Raw genomic sequence first — 14,703 nt, forward strand, 5'->3', positions numbered from 1 at the left:
GCTAGAATTAAGCTGAACTAATCAGCGTTGTTCGGATCCTTGTCGGCATAGCCGCTACCAATGGCACTGAAGGGTAACTGCAAGCCAAGCTCGGGTACTTGTTTCGCAATCCAAGCCGGAAAGGTATTACTATTAGGTCCAGGCACTGCGGTGTATTCATTGGCCCATGGATAACGCTGTGCCGCTGCGGCGATTTGCGGTATCAACTGAGCTGCATTAGCACCTCTTAGTTCTAATAATTTTTCTGGCTTAGCACCGTACCAATAACGATCTGGGGTAGGGGTTTGATAGCTGTAGAGTGCCGGTTGCCCCCTATCCACGCGCCAGCCCACCACTTCATGTACGGTATACTCACGGGCATTTTCTGGCTTCACGGCAATCCAGGTATGCACGGCAAACCAGCCGCGCCAACCAAAAGCATCAGCCGCGTAAACTTCGATCACAGCCTCTGGATGTTGAGTTGGGTCGACAGCCAATCCGGCAGGCTCACGTGATGCGGTGCGCCAATCCGACCCAGAACAGCCAGCTAATAGCACAGTCAAAACTAGTAGCGTAATACGTAACAACATGATTCACCCTTGATCTCAGCTTTAATAACAATCAATCTATCAGCTATCTTATACGGTGATAACAGCATAAAGGAGTAGGAGCCGATGAAAAAAGTTGCAGTGATACTAGCTGGTAGCGGTGTTTTTGATGGCAGTGAAATTAATGAAGTGGTGTTAACTTTGCTGCATTTAACGAAAGCTAGCGCCAGCTACCAATGCTTTGCCCCTGATAAACCCCAGCATCATGTATTAAACCATCTGACAGGAGCTACCGAAGCTAGCTCACGGAACGTACTACAAGAATCAGCAAGGATTGCCCGAGGCGAGGTGCAGGCACTGACAGAATTGCAGGCAGAGGAATTTGATGCATTGATTATTCCAGGAGGCTTCGGGGTGGCGAAAAACTTGTGTGATTTTGCGCTGCAAGGCGCTGCTGCAACCCTTGATACTGAGGTAAAACGCGTGTGTACTGAGTTTGCGGAGCAAGGCAAGCCGGCTGGATACATGTGTATTGCCCCTGCGCTGCTTCCTCTAGTTTATCCGGCTGGAATTAAGTTAACGATAGGTAACGATGCTGATACTGCGGCTGCCTTGCAGCAAATGGGAGCTGAACATATTGAATGCACAGTAGATGACATAGTGGTGGATGCGGAACACAAGGTAGTAACGACGCCTGCTTATATGCTGGCGCAATCGGTCGCTGAAGCTGACGTGGGCATTGGTAAATTGGTCACGCAAGTACTGGCTTGGAGCTAATGTAATAGGTCATTTATGAAGATTGATTATTTCAGCCGTACCGCGGCCGCAGCCGTGTATATCACTATTACCAGTTTGTTCTGGATCGTCGGCTTGTTGGGCTTGGTCGAAGCGCTGGTTTATCAATCGGATCTGCTCCTCCATCTTATCCCTTTACCGTTAGCAACAGCTTGTTTATTAGTCTCCTTTGGGTTTTTCTTTACGCTGCTGCAATGGCGTTGGTGGGCGCGTTTGAGTGGTATCTTATTGTTAGCTACTGGCGCTATCAGTTTCTACTTGGTGATTGCGGGAGATAATCAATTATTAGCTAGTGCCCCAATGGGGCTGATCATCAGTTTAATCATGGGGGCAGCAGTGTCCTTTGTGGTGCAAGCAACAAGTGCTAGCGGTCGTATGATTTGGCGCCTTACAGCCGTGGCGGCGATGCTTGGTGGTTGCTACATGCAACTGCAATTGTGGTTTCCTATCCTGGCGCTTAAACCAGCTAATCCAATTACTATCTCGATTCTAAGCGTGGTGGTGCTATTAGGCGGAGTAGCGCTATGGATTCATTCACGATACAAACTATCAAATAAGCAGCAGCGTTTATCCAAAGCTGCATTGATAGCAGCCTTGGTGATGCAGGCCGGCTATGCCATTTGGTTTGTGTTAACGCTCTTTAATGTGCAACATGAAACGACCCAAGCCGAGCTGAAAATTGCGACTGTATCGCAAGCCATTGTGGATAGATTAGAGTCAACCACACAGATGTTCCGCCGCGCCCAAGAGCGTTGGCTACAAGCCAGTGCCACTGAATTGCCAGCTATTATCAGCCGTGATGGTGAAGCTCTTAGCAGTGATTATCCTCTAATTGATGGGGTGTTATTACTTCGTCAAAATGGTGAACTAGTGCAAGTTCATGGTTTGAGTGATAGTGCGCTCGAACTGGATATGTTTAAAACCGATATGTTTGTAGGTTGGTTGCAGGATGCTGATAATAGTGTGCAACGAACCCTTCATGGCGGTTCTCTGCAAACTCCCCAGCCGTTGTTATTAATCAAGGTTCCGTTGCCAGCAGTAGCTGCCGAACCGCTGGTGGTGGTGGCGTTGATAAACGTTCAAAGGATCACAAATTTAGATTATTTACGCGGTTTTTCTGGGTTAAATACATATATCCAATTAACTCAAGAGGTGTTGGTTCCTCTTGATGCTGCTACCTTCAAAACTTACACTTTAAATGAATTACAGCAACAGTTTCCTTATTATCTGAGTAGGTTAGCCCCCGTCACTTACAACGCCGAACTGAATTTTGTTGCTTTTTTAACAAGCCAAGCAAGCGTGCGTGGCTTTGCCCAACTAAACCAACTAATTTTGTGGGCTAGCTTGGCATTCTGTTTCACTTTTATTTTAGCGGCAGATAGGTCCAAACAATTACGTCATGAAAAAAGTCGGTTTTACCAGTTAGCGCGCTACGACGAAATTACGGGGCTATTGCGTCGTGATGCCCTGCGCGAAACTATGAACTCGAGTTTTGCGCAAGCCAACAATCAAAGCATGATTTTATTTATTGATCTTGATGGTTTTAAACCAGTTAATGATAGTTTAGGCCACTCGTTAGGTGATCAAGTATTAAAGATTATCGGGGCTCGGATCAGCCAGCAGTGCCCAAATAACTGTTCTATTGCTCGTTTCAGTAGTGATGAATTTATTGTATTTTCGGACCAGTTAGACGAGCAACAAACCCAACACCTAGCAGAAAATTTACTAGCTGCAGTGCGTCAACAAATTGATGTGGAAGGATTTGAATTACATCTTACCGCGAGTATTGGGATTGCTCATACGGCCATTGCCGCTCAGTCGCAACAACAGCTGATTCAATTAGCCGATGTAGCTATGTCGGCAGCCAAGCAAGCAGGTGGCAACACCTATCGCTTTTTTGTGGAAGAAATGGCAGATAATTATCGCACCATAGTATCCATTCGAAATGAACTTCAGAAAGCCCTGGATAGACGCCAGCTGAAAGTAGTTTATCAACCGATTATTGATCTCCAAACAGGAGCCATCGTTAGTGTTGAAAGTCTAGTTCGTTGGCAAACCGACACCGGTAGCCATATTTCACCCGCTGTATTTATTCCTATTGCAGAACGAACCGGTCAAATCATCCAACTAGGTGAATTAGTGGTACAGCAGGTATTAGCCGATATAGGGAGCCATAGCTGCTTACAATTACTGACTGTGGCGATAAACGTATCATCGCAGCAATTAAAGCGTTATCCATTTGCTGATTTCTTGGAGGTTCAGCTGCAGCGCTATGGAGTTAACGCAAACAAGCTAGTGCTTGAGCTCACAGAAAGTGACTTTATTGAGCACTCGGCAGGTTCGCAAACTAGCTTAGCCTCGTTAACTGAGCTGGGATGTAGTATTGCTATTGATGATTTTGGTACCGGTTATTCAAGTCTATCTTATCTGTACCAGCTACCGGCTGATTGTATTAAGTTTGATCGGTCGTTCACGCAAGATGTTCTGGTAGATGCTAAACAGGCGCGAATTGTTACCATGCTGGTTACCATTTGCCAGGAAATTGGCAAACAAGTGGTCATAGAAGGAGTTGAGACGGCGGCTATGGCTAATTACTTTCGTGAGATTGGTTGCAACCGGGCTCAAGGTTATTTTTATGCACGCCCAATGCCCATCAACGAACTTGAAGTCTTTTTGCAGAACCATTCAGCAGCAGCCGGGGGATCGTCGAGCTGATGCTGACATTCCCCTTTGCAGTTACGAGCTAAATCTTGCCTCAATGGCCTGATGCAGTGGTTTTTTTAAACCGAGCATGAAAACCACTTCAGCAACGACGAATAAAGGCCCGATAGCTAAGCCCATAATATCGTCTACGAATGCTGGTTTGCGTCCTTCGTAATAATGGCCAATGAACTGAAATACCCAGCCGATCACAAATAAGCCGATGCCCCAGCTGAGCCAAGCACTGGTAGGTAACAAGGCAACATGGCTGCCTAACCATACGGCTAAGCCTAGCAGCAACGTCATCAGTATTCCTAAAAACACATCTAATTTAAGATAGAAGAGTGCAGCTAGGGCACTGACAAGAATAGCAGGGGAGAGTGGTACCCCCAAGATGATACCGCTGGGTCGCGACAGTAAGATCTCGATAGCGATAACAATCATCGGAATCCCTACCAAGTGAGTGTATATGTTTCTGCGATCGCGATGGTACGCAGCATAGCCGGCTAAATGGTCTGTTATTGTTTTCATAGCTTGCTCATCTCAAGGAATATTGCCAATATTAACTGTATTCTTTTACCCAACAAGGCGCAACCATGCGAGAAAAATTAGAATTTAGATCCTTTATTATTTTACTCATAGCAGTGACCTTCGCCTTTGGTATTATTCTCGAACCCTTTTGGTCCGCTATTTTTTGGGCTTGTGCCGTTGCTGTTATCTTTTCTCCGTTGCAGTTGCGCTTACGCGCTAAATTTGGTCATTATCCTAATACCCATGCATTTATTACCCTATTGATTTGCATGACCATAGTGGTGTTACCGTTGGTTTTTTTGGCTACTGCGTTTGTACAAGAAGGCCTCAAGTTTTACCAGCAACTAGATTCCGGTGAAATTGACCCACGTGCTATCTTGCAGCAACTGCGGGATGCTTATCCGTTTGTAGACCAAGCGCTAGAAGAGCTGGGTATTAATCCTAATGATATTCGGGAACAAGTGGTCAGTGCTATCCAAGCGGTAAGCAAGTATCTTGCCAAAGAATCGTTGGTGATTGGGCAAAACACCTTTAGCTTTTTAATCAGTACTGCCTTAATGATGTACTTGGCATTTTTCTTATTACGAGATGGCCGTAAGTTACGGCGTTTGTTAATTAAAGCCTTGCCGCTAGGGGATGAACGTGAGCATCAGTTATTTCAAAAGTTTGTTGAAGTAACGCGAGCAACGGTAAAAGGTAATCTCGTGGTGGCCATCGTACAGGGAGCACTTGGCGGCATCATCTTTTGGATTTTGGATATTCCTGGCCCCTTGTTGTGGGGCGTTATTATGGCGTTCTTATCGCTTATTCCTGCGGTAGGAGCGGCACTGATTTGGCTGCCAGTGAGCTTGTATTTATACGCCACCGGAGCCTGGATAAGCGCCACTATCTTGCTCGCCTATGGGGCTATTATTATCGGCCTTGCAGATAATGTGCTACGTCCTATTTTGGTTGGTCGAGATACCAAACTACCCGATTATATCGTGCTGTTTTCAACTATCGGCGGTATTACTTTGTTCGGTATTAATGGGTTTGTGATTGGGCCGTTAATTGCTGCATTGTTTATGGCAACTTGGCAAATTTTCATGCAAGATTACAATAACAACGCCCTGTAGGAAAGCTCCCACAGGGCATTATTGTCACTTAGTTTTGCCGTACACAAATTCAGGATAGGCTTCTACTCCACAGTCAGCAATATCGGCACCGCTGTATTCGTGTTCGGCACTGATTCTAATACCGATGGTGACCCGTAGTAGCCACCAAGCCAACAGGCTTAAACTAAAGACCCAAGCAAAGATCACTACAATACCGTACAGCTGGGTTAGCAAGGTTGCTTCAGCATGAGTGATGCTGACCATTAATAAGCCATAGATACCACACACTCCATGTACTGAAATGGCACCAACGGGGTCATCAATTCGAGCTCGGTCAAGTCCGATAATGGCAACCACAACCAACACCCCAGCACCCAAGCCGATGAGGCTAGCGGTTATCGCTGAACTGGCACTTGGCTCAGCAGTGATAGCTACTAACCCAGCGAGAGCACCGTTTAAGATCATAGTCAGGTCTGATTTACGCCAGATGATACGCACCAGCAGAAATGCGGCAAGAGCTCCCGCTGCTGCCGCGGTATTAGTATTCACAAAAATTTGAGCTACCGCAGAGCTGTTGTTTTGGCCGACAATGCTTAGTTGAGAACCACCGTTAAAACCAAACCAGCCTAACCACAAAATCAAGGTTCCAAGGGCTGCAAGAGGCATATTGGCGCCAGGAATGGCATAAATATTGCCGCTGTGTCCGTATTTACCTTTGCGTGGGCCGAGTAGTAACACCCCAGCTAGCGCAGCTGCGGCGCCGGCAAGGTGAACAATACCCGAGCCAGCAAAATCAATAAAGCCAGCGTTAGCTAGAAACCCGCCACCCCAACTCCAAGACCCTTGAATAGGATAAATGAAGCTAGTCATGACGACTGCAAAGAGTAAAAAACTAGTTAATTTCATTCTCTCGGCAACTGCACCAGATACAATCGACATAGCGGTTGCCACAAAAACGACTTGAAAGAAAAAGTTCGCCTGTGGCGCAAAGTCGGTGACATCTGGGCTGCCGTACATTAGCGTATAACCGATAAGTAAATAGCACAGGCAGGCAATCGCATAAAGTAAGATGTTTTTAACTAGAATCTCGGTGGTGTTTTTGCTGCGCACGAGGCCAGCTTCTAGCATGGCAAACCCAGCAGCCATCCACATGACTAGGGCAGCACTTACCAGTAGATAAAAAGTATTAAGAGCGTAACTTAAATCGGTGACTGTCATTGTCGGCTTCTCCTAAATAGCACTGCGGTCAGTTTCGCCAGTGCGAATACGAATCACATGGGTCAGTGGGCAGACAAAAATTTTGCCGTCGCCAGTATTACCGGTAAAAGCTGCATCACGGATGGTTTCAACCACGTTTTCTAGTTGTTCGTCGGTCACGGCAAGATCAATCCGTAATTTGGGTAAAAAATCGATGCGGTATTCAGCGCCCCGATAGAGTTCGGTATGCCCTTTTTGCCGACCAAAGCCTCGCACTTCGGTAATGGTCATGCCCTGACAACCAAGCTCAGCTAATGCTTCACGCACGTCGCTTAGCTTAGCGGGCTTGATGATTGCAATAACAAGTTGCATGGTGTAGCTCCTGTTTAGGTGAATAAAGATTTACTGAGTTCATACAGCCTGTTGCAAGCCATGTGCCAAGTTTTAGAAAAAATCAGCGCGTGCTGTTGCGGTGGGGCGTGGCGAGAAATAGTGAGGTGCAGATGAAGATAAAGGAAGATAACGCGTTGCTCACAAATCGAGCACGACTACCCGGAGAATAGGCGAATTCGCACCATGACAGTGCAGCGATCCGCTTGCCAACAGGTCTTTGTTAGTAGTGATTGCACTAAGATATAATCAAATAAACTAGATTAATTTAGCCGCAATGACTGTATGCGCTGCGTAGCTCACGTTATGATAAGTCAACAGATTTGGTTGCAAACTAACTTACTCGTATAGGAGTAGTGATGAATATCATTCATGCCATAGGGTTAAGCTTGATGCTGGCGCTAGTCGTTGCCATCAGTGGTTGCGCCGCACCCGTCCCTGATACCACAGCACAGCAGCAACAGCTGCAGGATACGGTTGAGTTTATTCGACCTTACGAGTTATCTCGCACTGATGTTAGTTTTACGAGTTTAGGCGCTGTTGCTGGCGAATCTTGCCAAGCGCATTTTTGGAACCAAGAACCGAGCCAGCAGCAAGCTTTGTTGCAGTTAAAGCAAGCGGCTGCGGAGTTAGGAGCCAATGCACTAGTATTAAAGCAATGCATCAAAGCCGAATCAGCACAGTGTCGCTTGCGTTGGTTGTGTGAGGGTGACGCCTATCAAATGCAGCCACTAAACTAAAAGTGAAAAGAAGTAAGGAGCCATCATGAAAGTAGCAAAACGTAATGCTGATTTGATTGGACAAACCGATATGCTGCGTTTGAATGGTCTATCCGAGTTAACCGGCTGTGAGATTTTAGTGAAATTAGAATCACAAAATCCGGGTGGCTCGATAAAGGATAGAGCGGCATTGCAGATTATTAAAGATGCCCTAGCCAGCGGCGAATTACAGCCGGGTATGACTATTGTTGAAGGTACCGCAGGTAATACCGGAATCGGCTTAGCATTGGTTGCTAGTTCGTTTGGTTTGAAAATGTTGGCAGTGATGCCAAACGACCAGTCGAAAGAAAAAGAACGCATGATTACTCTACACGGCGCCCAGTTAAAAACCGTGGACCCAGTGCCTTTCAAAAATGACAATCACTTTTATCATACGGCGCGTCGCTTAGCTGAAAGCCGTGAGGATTATTGGTGGGCTAATCAGTTCGAAAATACGAGCAACGCCAGAGCGCATTACCTGATGACCGGGCCCGAAATTTGGCAGCAAACTCACGGGCAAGTGGATATTTTTGTTTCGGTAGCCGGTACCGGTGGCACTATTGCAGGTAACTCCATGTACTTAAAAGAGCAAAATCCAGATCTGCAAGTATGGTTAGCGGACCCGGATGGCTCAGGTATCTACAGCTATTTAAAACAAGGTGAGTACATCAGCCAAGGAAGTTCATTTACCGAGGGCATTGGTATCATGCGTTTGGTCGAAAACTTCAAGCAAGCACGAATAGACGCTGCCGTAAACTTACCTGACCAAGACCTCGTGAGCTTATCGCGCTATATTCGGGATACGGAAGGCTTAGTACTGGGTAGTAGCTCTTGTTTGAACGTTGCCGGCGCTTTGCAAGCTGCGGCGTTGCATGGTCCAGGTAAAACCATCGTAACTTTTGCTTGTGATTTGGGTGAGCGTTCAGCGAGTAAGTTGTACAACGATGATTATTTGCAGCAGCGTGGACTCGCGCTGCAGCCTGAACCTATCCATGAGTTGTTAGCTCGCTATCGCGACCAGGGAGATAAGGTATGGTATCGACAAGCGTGAAAGCATTGCCAGCTTTGGCAGTCACTTGGATGGGCCTTCTGAGTCTTTTTATTCTGCCTAGTTATGCCGCGATTTATGAAGCTGAGAATCAACCGCAAGCAGCGGCCGAGTCAGTTAAGAAAGGTGCGCCTTTAACCATCATCGCTCATCGCGGTGCATCTGGTTACGCACCGGAGCATAGTTTGGCTGCGGTTGCCATCGCATTTGCCCAGGGTGCGGACTATATTGAACAAGATGTGGTTTTAACCCGTGATCATGTGCCCGTGGTATTACATGACTTGCAATTAGACGCGGTGAGCAATGTTGCTGAGGTTTTTCCAGATAAAAAGCGCCCTAATGGTCACTACTATGCATTAGATTTTACCTTCGCAGAACTGCAGCAGCTTAATTTTCATGAACGTAGTGAGCATACTAAAGCCGGCGCAAAAGGCTCCGCTAAGCAACAATATCCTGCGCGCTTTCCTCACAATAAAGGGCGCTTTAGGGTGATGTCATTAGCTGAAAGTATTGAATTGGTGCAAGGCTTAAACCATAGTTTTAAGCGCAATACCGGCATCTATGTTGAACTAAAGAATGCGCCTTGGCATCAGCAACAGAACTACGACCTACCCGCGGCAGTGATGCAAGTGCTAGGTAAGTACGGTTATACTGATCCGGTACCCGCAAATCCCATTTATTTACAAAGTTTTGACCCTGAAGTTTTGCGCCGCTTGAAGCGCGAATTTTTGACTGAGATTCCGCTGATTCAATTGATTGCTGACAATCGTTGGAACCAAAGCTCGGTCGATTACAATCTTATGCTAACGGCTGCTGGCCTAGAAACGTTGAGTTCGTACGCCGATGGTGTTGGCATATGGCTTGACCATTTGTATCAAGGGCCAGCGGTGCAAAGCACGGATGCGTTAGCACCGGCCGCCACTGCACAATCCTCAACAGCTCAGTCGTCATGGTTAGCAGCTGCCCAACGCTGGCGTTGGCGAGAAGTGGTGCCACACGCTCATCAAGCAGGTTTAAAAGTGCACGTGTATACCTTGCGAGCAGATCAACTGCCATCAGGGTTTGCTTCCTATGAAGAGCTAAAAAAAGCGTTGACTGAACTGGGTGTAGACGGGATTTTTACTGACTTTCCTGATTTATAGACCTATGAAAACTTGGCTGACACAGAATATTGACCACCCTCAGGGTTAATCCGCTAATTCGGCAAAAGTCACTTGCATTCGGTAGCCGTCGTTGCTGGCCTCAGTGCTGTCACCATCATCATAGTATCCCGGCAGCACATCAACGACCGCAAAGTGGTGCGCTTGATAGAGCCCGATAGCTGCATGATTATCGGTACGTACCTCAAGACTCAGCGCACTAGCGCCGGCTTGCTGCGCTAAGTGCATGGCGTGACGGAGCAAGGCTTTGCCAAGACCCGTACCACGTGCAGCTGCCGCAGTGGCAATAGAATAAATGCGCCACTTGCGGCTGTTCTTGCGAGTTAACAACAAATAATATCCCAACAGTTGCTGGCCATCATTGTAAGCAACATAGACTCGAGCGCTAGGGCGCTGAACCAAACGTCGAAAACTAGCTCGACCAATTCTGCTATAGTCAAACACTTGATGTTCTAGGGCGACTAGAGCAGGTACATCAGCCAACAGTGCTTGGCGAATGTGCCAAGCGCTGCTGTTGCGTGTGGTCGCAGCCGTCGCGGTTGATTTATTTTTCATCTAAACGCCGGGCAAAATCGCGCATAATAAGATGATATAACTCATCACCAAGCAGAAGATCCTCAACTCCCGAGTCGATGGACGGGTTATCGTTAATTTCTATTACTACCGGCCCTTTGTTGCTGAGTTTCATATCCACTCCATACAACCCATCCCCAATTAAGCGTGTTGCTTGCAGGGCTGTTTTGACCACATCCCGAGGTACTTGATGCACGCCTACGGTCTCAAAACCACCCGATTTAGCACGACTGGTACTACTGGCATGGTTGTAAATTTGCCAATGATTACGTGCCATAAAGTATTTGCAAGCATAAATCGGGCGATTGTTGAGGACGCCAATGCGCCAGTCAAAATCGGTTTTGACAAACTCTTGAACCAGCAAGATGGTCGATTTTTTAAACAGCTCTAGCGCAACACGCCTAAATTCTTCAGCATTTTCTGCTTTCTCGACACCAATAGAAAACGACCCATCTGGAATTTTTAACACCACCGGATAGCCCAAGCGCTCACCGATCTTCTCGTAGTCAATCGCTTGTTGGCTCAATAATAGTTCAGTGCGAGGCGTAGGTATCTCGTGCTTATCGAGTAATTCTTTTAAGAACACTTTATTGGCGCACTGCAAGATAGAGTGGGGTGCATCAATAACCACCATGCCATTAGCCTCTGCTTTCTTGGCAAAGTGATAGGTGTAATGGTTGATCCGAGTCGTTTCTCGAATAAACAAAGCATCAAACTCTAATAGCCGATTAAAGTCATTAGCAGTAATCAACTCAGCTTCAATATCGGCATCTTTTGCCGCCCGAATAAACTTTTGCAGCGCCTTTTTATCGCTGGTAGGAATAGGCTCATCAGGATCGTGCAAAATAGCTAAATCGTAGCGATATTCTTTACGTGTGCGGGCTTTGCGCCAGACGCGCTTGCTAAAGCTATCAAGTGAATTACCAAAAAATGTCTGTTGCTGATCACTTAAATCAGCCAAGCTACCGGCATGTAACTGATTAATAAACCAACGGCCCTGATAGCTAAACTCGACCCAAATAATCGGACATGGGTAACGGTCAAATATTTGCCGCGCAAAATTATTAAGCAAGCTATGCTCGCTTTGTCCAAAGCAAATCAATACTTTAAAGGAACTGCTGCTGTCAGCTTTAGCTAAGAACTTATTGAGTTGTTTGTCAGTATTGGCCAATAGCAATTGGTAATGAGAAAAGTTCGCTAGGTCGTTAATGGTCATCACTGAAGGTAAGACTCGCTGACCGCGAGCTTCAGCCAATAGACTGACGTAGTAACCGGTTGATAAATAGCTCAGGTCACCACATAAATTTAGAATTTGCGTGCGCGTTTTACTTGACTGTTGAAGTAAGTATTCACTAGCGGTAACGGTTGATTGGCTAGGGTAGTAGGGTTGCCAATCAGTAATATCATCAAGGATGATTAAAGCCGAGTTTTGCATGATAGCTCCAGTGCGAATTTGCTGCGCATATTTAGGCTTAATTTAGCAAAAATACAAGAGGTAAAAATGGGTATTTTTGGTAAATATTGTTTGTTTCCTTAGCTCTTAGATTTTAGTTAAGCTATTCTTGAGATTACCAATATAGCTTGGAGCTTAGATTATGTTGACGTTGTTAGCGAAATTTTTAAAGGCGCTCAACTCTGAATCGGGAGTATGGGCGCTCGCCTTCGCTTTTGTGTTAGGGATGATGATGGGGTTCACACCATTGTGGCGGGTGCATAATTTAGTGATTTTACTGATCGCTTTAATCTTTCGAGTAAACCTCACCGGTTTTATTTTAAGTTTTATCCTGTGTTCAGGCATTGCCTTTTTGCTTGATCCCCTGTTTCACCAATTTGGTTATTATTTGCTAGCTCACGAAAGCTGGCAGCCACTTTGGCAAGCCATGTATCAATCGGCCTTTTGGCGGGTCGTACAATTCCAGCACACCATTACCTTGGGTAGCTTGTTACTCAGTTTAGCTTTTGCGCCAATTTTAGCCGTGGTTAGCGCTGTAATTGTGACCCAGTACCGGCATCGTATTCAGACTTGGTTTAATAAGTTACGCATTGTGCAACTGCTTAAAGCAAACAAGTTCTGGACCATTTACGCAAACTTGCGAGGGTAAGCTGATGACGACTAAAACAACTGCCAAACCCGTTCGTAAAAGTGCTATTCGTTGGCCTGGCTTAGCTGCTTTCGTGGTCATTTGTGCGCTGCTGGTGGCCTTTTCGTGGCTGCTGCTAGACACCATTTTACGTTGGACATTGGAACGCACGGTGGGGACTCTCAATGGCGCAGAAGTGAATATTGCTAAGGTCGAACATAGCTGGTCACCGCTCGGTCTAACAATAACTGGGATTGAAGTGACGGATCCTGGTCAGCCAGAGTTCAACCGTCTGCAAATTGGCCAAATCAGTGGCAATTTGAATGTCGAGCAATTGCTGTTGGGGCGGTTTCATTTTGAAGAAGTGGTAAGCAGTGGTATTCGGGTTCATCAACAACGAGCTAGTGCCGGTGAAGTTTACCAAGCACCAAGTAAAGATGAGCTGTCTACGTGGGCGAAACAAGGCTTAGACTCGCTTAATGTGAAATTGCCAGACGTTGACGAGATAGTGGCGCGGGTCGATTTACAGACACCGGCTGCGATTGCTGCAGCCAAGACAAACTTCGCTGAGCAAAAAGAGCGAGTCAAACAGGCGCAAGCTAATATTCCCAGCGAAGAAGACTTAAAGTCTTACCAAGCAGAACTAAAAGCACTTACAGATACCAAGGTTGAGACGCCCCAGCAATTACAACAATTGCGAGATAAATTAAAGGCGTTACAAGCTAGGTTTAAGGCCGATCGTGAGCGCTTGGTAGAGTTCAAAGCGGTAGTTGAGCAATCGGTAGAGGTGTTAAAAGCCGATGTTGAGCGCGTTAAAGATGCACCGGAACAAGATTTAGCGCGGGTTGAGCAACTGATTCAGCTCAACAGTGAAGGGTTGAATGAAATTACCGCAGTGTTATTTGGTGAACAAATGCGTCAGTGGAGCCAATATATTTTATTAGCTTACGAACAGTTGGCGCCGATGTTAGCCAAATCAGCAAATGAAGAATTGGTTAAACCACAACGAGGTGAGGGAATTTGGTTTGAGTTTATGGATAAGTCAGAGCCACCAAGCTTTTTAATCAAAAAAGCTATCACCGAATTTGTCTGGAATGACACCCTACTCGACGTGAATTGGAGCAATATCACGCATCAACATGAACAATTGGGACAGCCTACCACCTTTATTGCTCGAGCTGATAACTCGGCCTTGTGGCAAGCACTTAATCTTAATGGTGAAATGGCCTTTACCGTGGATGGATTAGATGCCAAACAACAATGGCAAGTGCAAGGGATTCAACTGCAGCAATTGGCCCTGAGCGAGCGTAGTGAGTTTGTCGCTTCTATTGCATCAGCGTTGCTTGATAGCGAGGGCTCTATTGGCTTGCGTAATAATCAGTTTGATGGGGGCGGGGTCGTTAAGTTAACCCAACTTGAGGTGCTCGCTGAAGCTGATAATCGCTGGACCCAAGTGGTTGCTGACGCACTGAAGACTTTACAACGGTTGGATATTCGTGCGGATATCAGTGGTGAATTATTGCAGCCGTCGTTTAATTTAAGCTCAGATTTAGATCGTCAGTTAGGCGATGCGCTCAAGAGCTCAGTTATGGCCGCTGGTAGAACCCAATTGGCTGAGTTTAGTGGAAGCTTGCAGCAGCAAAGTGATGGATTTTTAAGTGAGAATCAGGCGGATCTAGAGCAATTAATAGGCCTGCTTGGTGATGCCGAGCAACGTGACCAGCAACTGCAAGAGATGCTACAGGCCAAAGTGGAAGACAAGCTCAAAGATTCGGTCAAGGATAAGCTAAAGGGCCTGTTTGGAGGCTAATGCCTTAACTAAGCCAGAAGTTAGTGACAATAAAAAGCC

Annotated in this window: 14 protein-coding genes; 8 read left to right on the plus strand and 6 right to left on the minus strand. The window is 46.3% G+C overall.

Features of this window, described 5'->3' with window-relative positions; all coding sequences use genetic code 11:
- Window positions 1-17: 17 nt before the first annotated feature.
- Window positions 18-569 (minus strand): DUF3750 domain-containing protein, encoded by a 552-nt coding sequence (locus NOG12_RS06985; RefSeq protein WP_153826212.1) that lies wholly within the window; start codon window positions 567-569, stop codon window positions 18-20.
- A gap of 84 nt (window positions 570-653) precedes the next feature.
- On the opposite strand from NOG12_RS06985, the gene elbB reads away from it, so the two are divergent.
- Window positions 654-1,304, plus strand: coding sequence for an isoprenoid biosynthesis glyoxalase ElbB (elbB, locus tag NOG12_RS06990; protein WP_110075836.1), 651 nt, complete (start codon window positions 654-656; stop codon window positions 1,302-1,304).
- Between the two features lie 15 nt (window positions 1,305-1,319).
- Window positions 1,320-4,037, plus strand: a complete 2,718-nt coding sequence (locus tag NOG12_RS06995; protein WP_313932809.1) for a putative bifunctional diguanylate cyclase/phosphodiesterase — start codon at window positions 1,320-1,322, stop codon at window positions 4,035-4,037.
- Window positions 4,038-4,058: 21 nt separating this feature from the next.
- Here the strand turns inward: NOG12_RS06995 and NOG12_RS07000 are convergent, their stop codons facing one another.
- Window positions 4,059-4,553: an Mpo1 family 2-hydroxy fatty acid dioxygenase gene (locus NOG12_RS07000; RefSeq protein ID WP_313932810.1), complete on the minus strand. Its 495-nt coding sequence runs from the start codon at window positions 4,551-4,553 to the stop codon at window positions 4,059-4,061.
- 65 nt (window positions 4,554-4,618) lie between these two features.
- Between NOG12_RS07000 and NOG12_RS07005 the strand changes: the two genes are divergently transcribed.
- Window positions 4,619-5,668: an AI-2E family transporter gene (locus NOG12_RS07005; RefSeq protein ID WP_313932811.1), complete on the plus strand. Its 1,050-nt coding sequence runs from the start codon at window positions 4,619-4,621 to the stop codon at window positions 5,666-5,668.
- A gap of 24 nt (window positions 5,669-5,692) precedes the next feature.
- Here NOG12_RS07005 and NOG12_RS07010 read toward each other — a convergent pair whose 3' ends face one another.
- Together NOG12_RS07010 and NOG12_RS07015 are read right to left on the minus strand one after the other, a co-directional pair.
- Window positions 5,693-6,865 carry an ammonium transporter family protein gene (locus NOG12_RS07010; protein WP_313932812.1) on the minus strand — a complete coding sequence of 391 codons (1,173 nt, stop codon included), beginning with the start codon at window positions 6,863-6,865 and terminating at the stop codon, window positions 5,693-5,695.
- Between the two features lie 12 nt (window positions 6,866-6,877).
- The gene (locus tag NOG12_RS07015; RefSeq protein ID WP_110075831.1) at window positions 6,878-7,216 is read right to left on the minus strand and encodes a P-II family nitrogen regulator; all 339 of its coding nucleotides are present in this window, start codon (window positions 7,214-7,216) and stop codon (window positions 6,878-6,880) included.
- A gap of 377 nt (window positions 7,217-7,593) precedes the next feature.
- Here NOG12_RS07015 and rcsF point away from each other — a divergent pair, with 377 nt between their 5' ends.
- From rcsF to glpQ, 3 genes are read left to right on the plus strand one after another with little or no spacing between them, the layout of a single operon-like run.
- Window positions 7,594-7,974 (plus strand): Rcs stress response system protein RcsF, encoded by a 381-nt coding sequence (gene rcsF / locus NOG12_RS07020; RefSeq protein WP_153826206.1) that lies wholly within the window; start codon window positions 7,594-7,596, stop codon window positions 7,972-7,974.
- 25 nt (window positions 7,975-7,999) lie between these two features.
- Window positions 8,000-9,043 carry a cysteine synthase A gene (locus tag NOG12_RS07025; RefSeq protein WP_153826205.1) on the plus strand — a complete coding sequence of 348 codons (1,044 nt, stop codon included), beginning with the start codon at window positions 8,000-8,002 and terminating at the stop codon, window positions 9,041-9,043.
- Entirely contained in the window at window positions 9,025-10,182 is a 1,158-nt protein-coding gene (gene glpQ / locus NOG12_RS07030) for a glycerophosphodiester phosphodiesterase (protein WP_313932813.1), read from the plus strand. Before NOG12_RS07025 ends, glpQ begins: the two co-directional genes overlap by 19 nt.
- Before the next feature lie 45 nt (window positions 10,183-10,227).
- Here glpQ and NOG12_RS07035 read toward each other — a convergent pair whose 3' ends face one another.
- A complete protein-coding gene (locus tag NOG12_RS07035) occupies window positions 10,228-10,755 on the minus strand; it encodes a GNAT family N-acetyltransferase (protein WP_153826204.1) in 528 nt (175 codons plus the stop codon).
- Window positions 10,745-12,208: a RimK family protein gene (locus NOG12_RS07040; protein WP_153826203.1), complete on the minus strand. Its 1,464-nt coding sequence runs from the start codon at window positions 12,206-12,208 to the stop codon at window positions 10,745-10,747. The genes NOG12_RS07035 and NOG12_RS07040 overlap by 11 nt, the downstream gene beginning before the upstream one ends.
- A gap of 160 nt (window positions 12,209-12,368) precedes the next feature.
- Between NOG12_RS07040 and NOG12_RS07045 the strand changes: the two genes are divergently transcribed.
- Both NOG12_RS07045 and NOG12_RS07050 read left to right on the plus strand, forming a co-directional pair.
- Window positions 12,369-12,875, plus strand: coding sequence for a TIGR03546 family protein (locus tag NOG12_RS07045; protein WP_313932814.1), 507 nt, complete (start codon window positions 12,369-12,371; stop codon window positions 12,873-12,875).
- A 4-nt stretch (window positions 12,876-12,879) separates the two neighbouring features.
- A complete protein-coding gene (locus NOG12_RS07050; protein ID WP_313932815.1) occupies window positions 12,880-14,664 on the plus strand; it encodes a TIGR03545 family protein in 1,785 nt (594 codons plus the stop codon).
- Window positions 14,665-14,703 lie beyond the last annotated feature (39 nt).

Source organism: Pseudidiomarina fusca, from assembly GCF_032227045.1.
Classification (GTDB): Bacteria; Pseudomonadota; Gammaproteobacteria; order Enterobacterales; family Alteromonadaceae; genus Pseudidiomarina; species Pseudidiomarina fusca.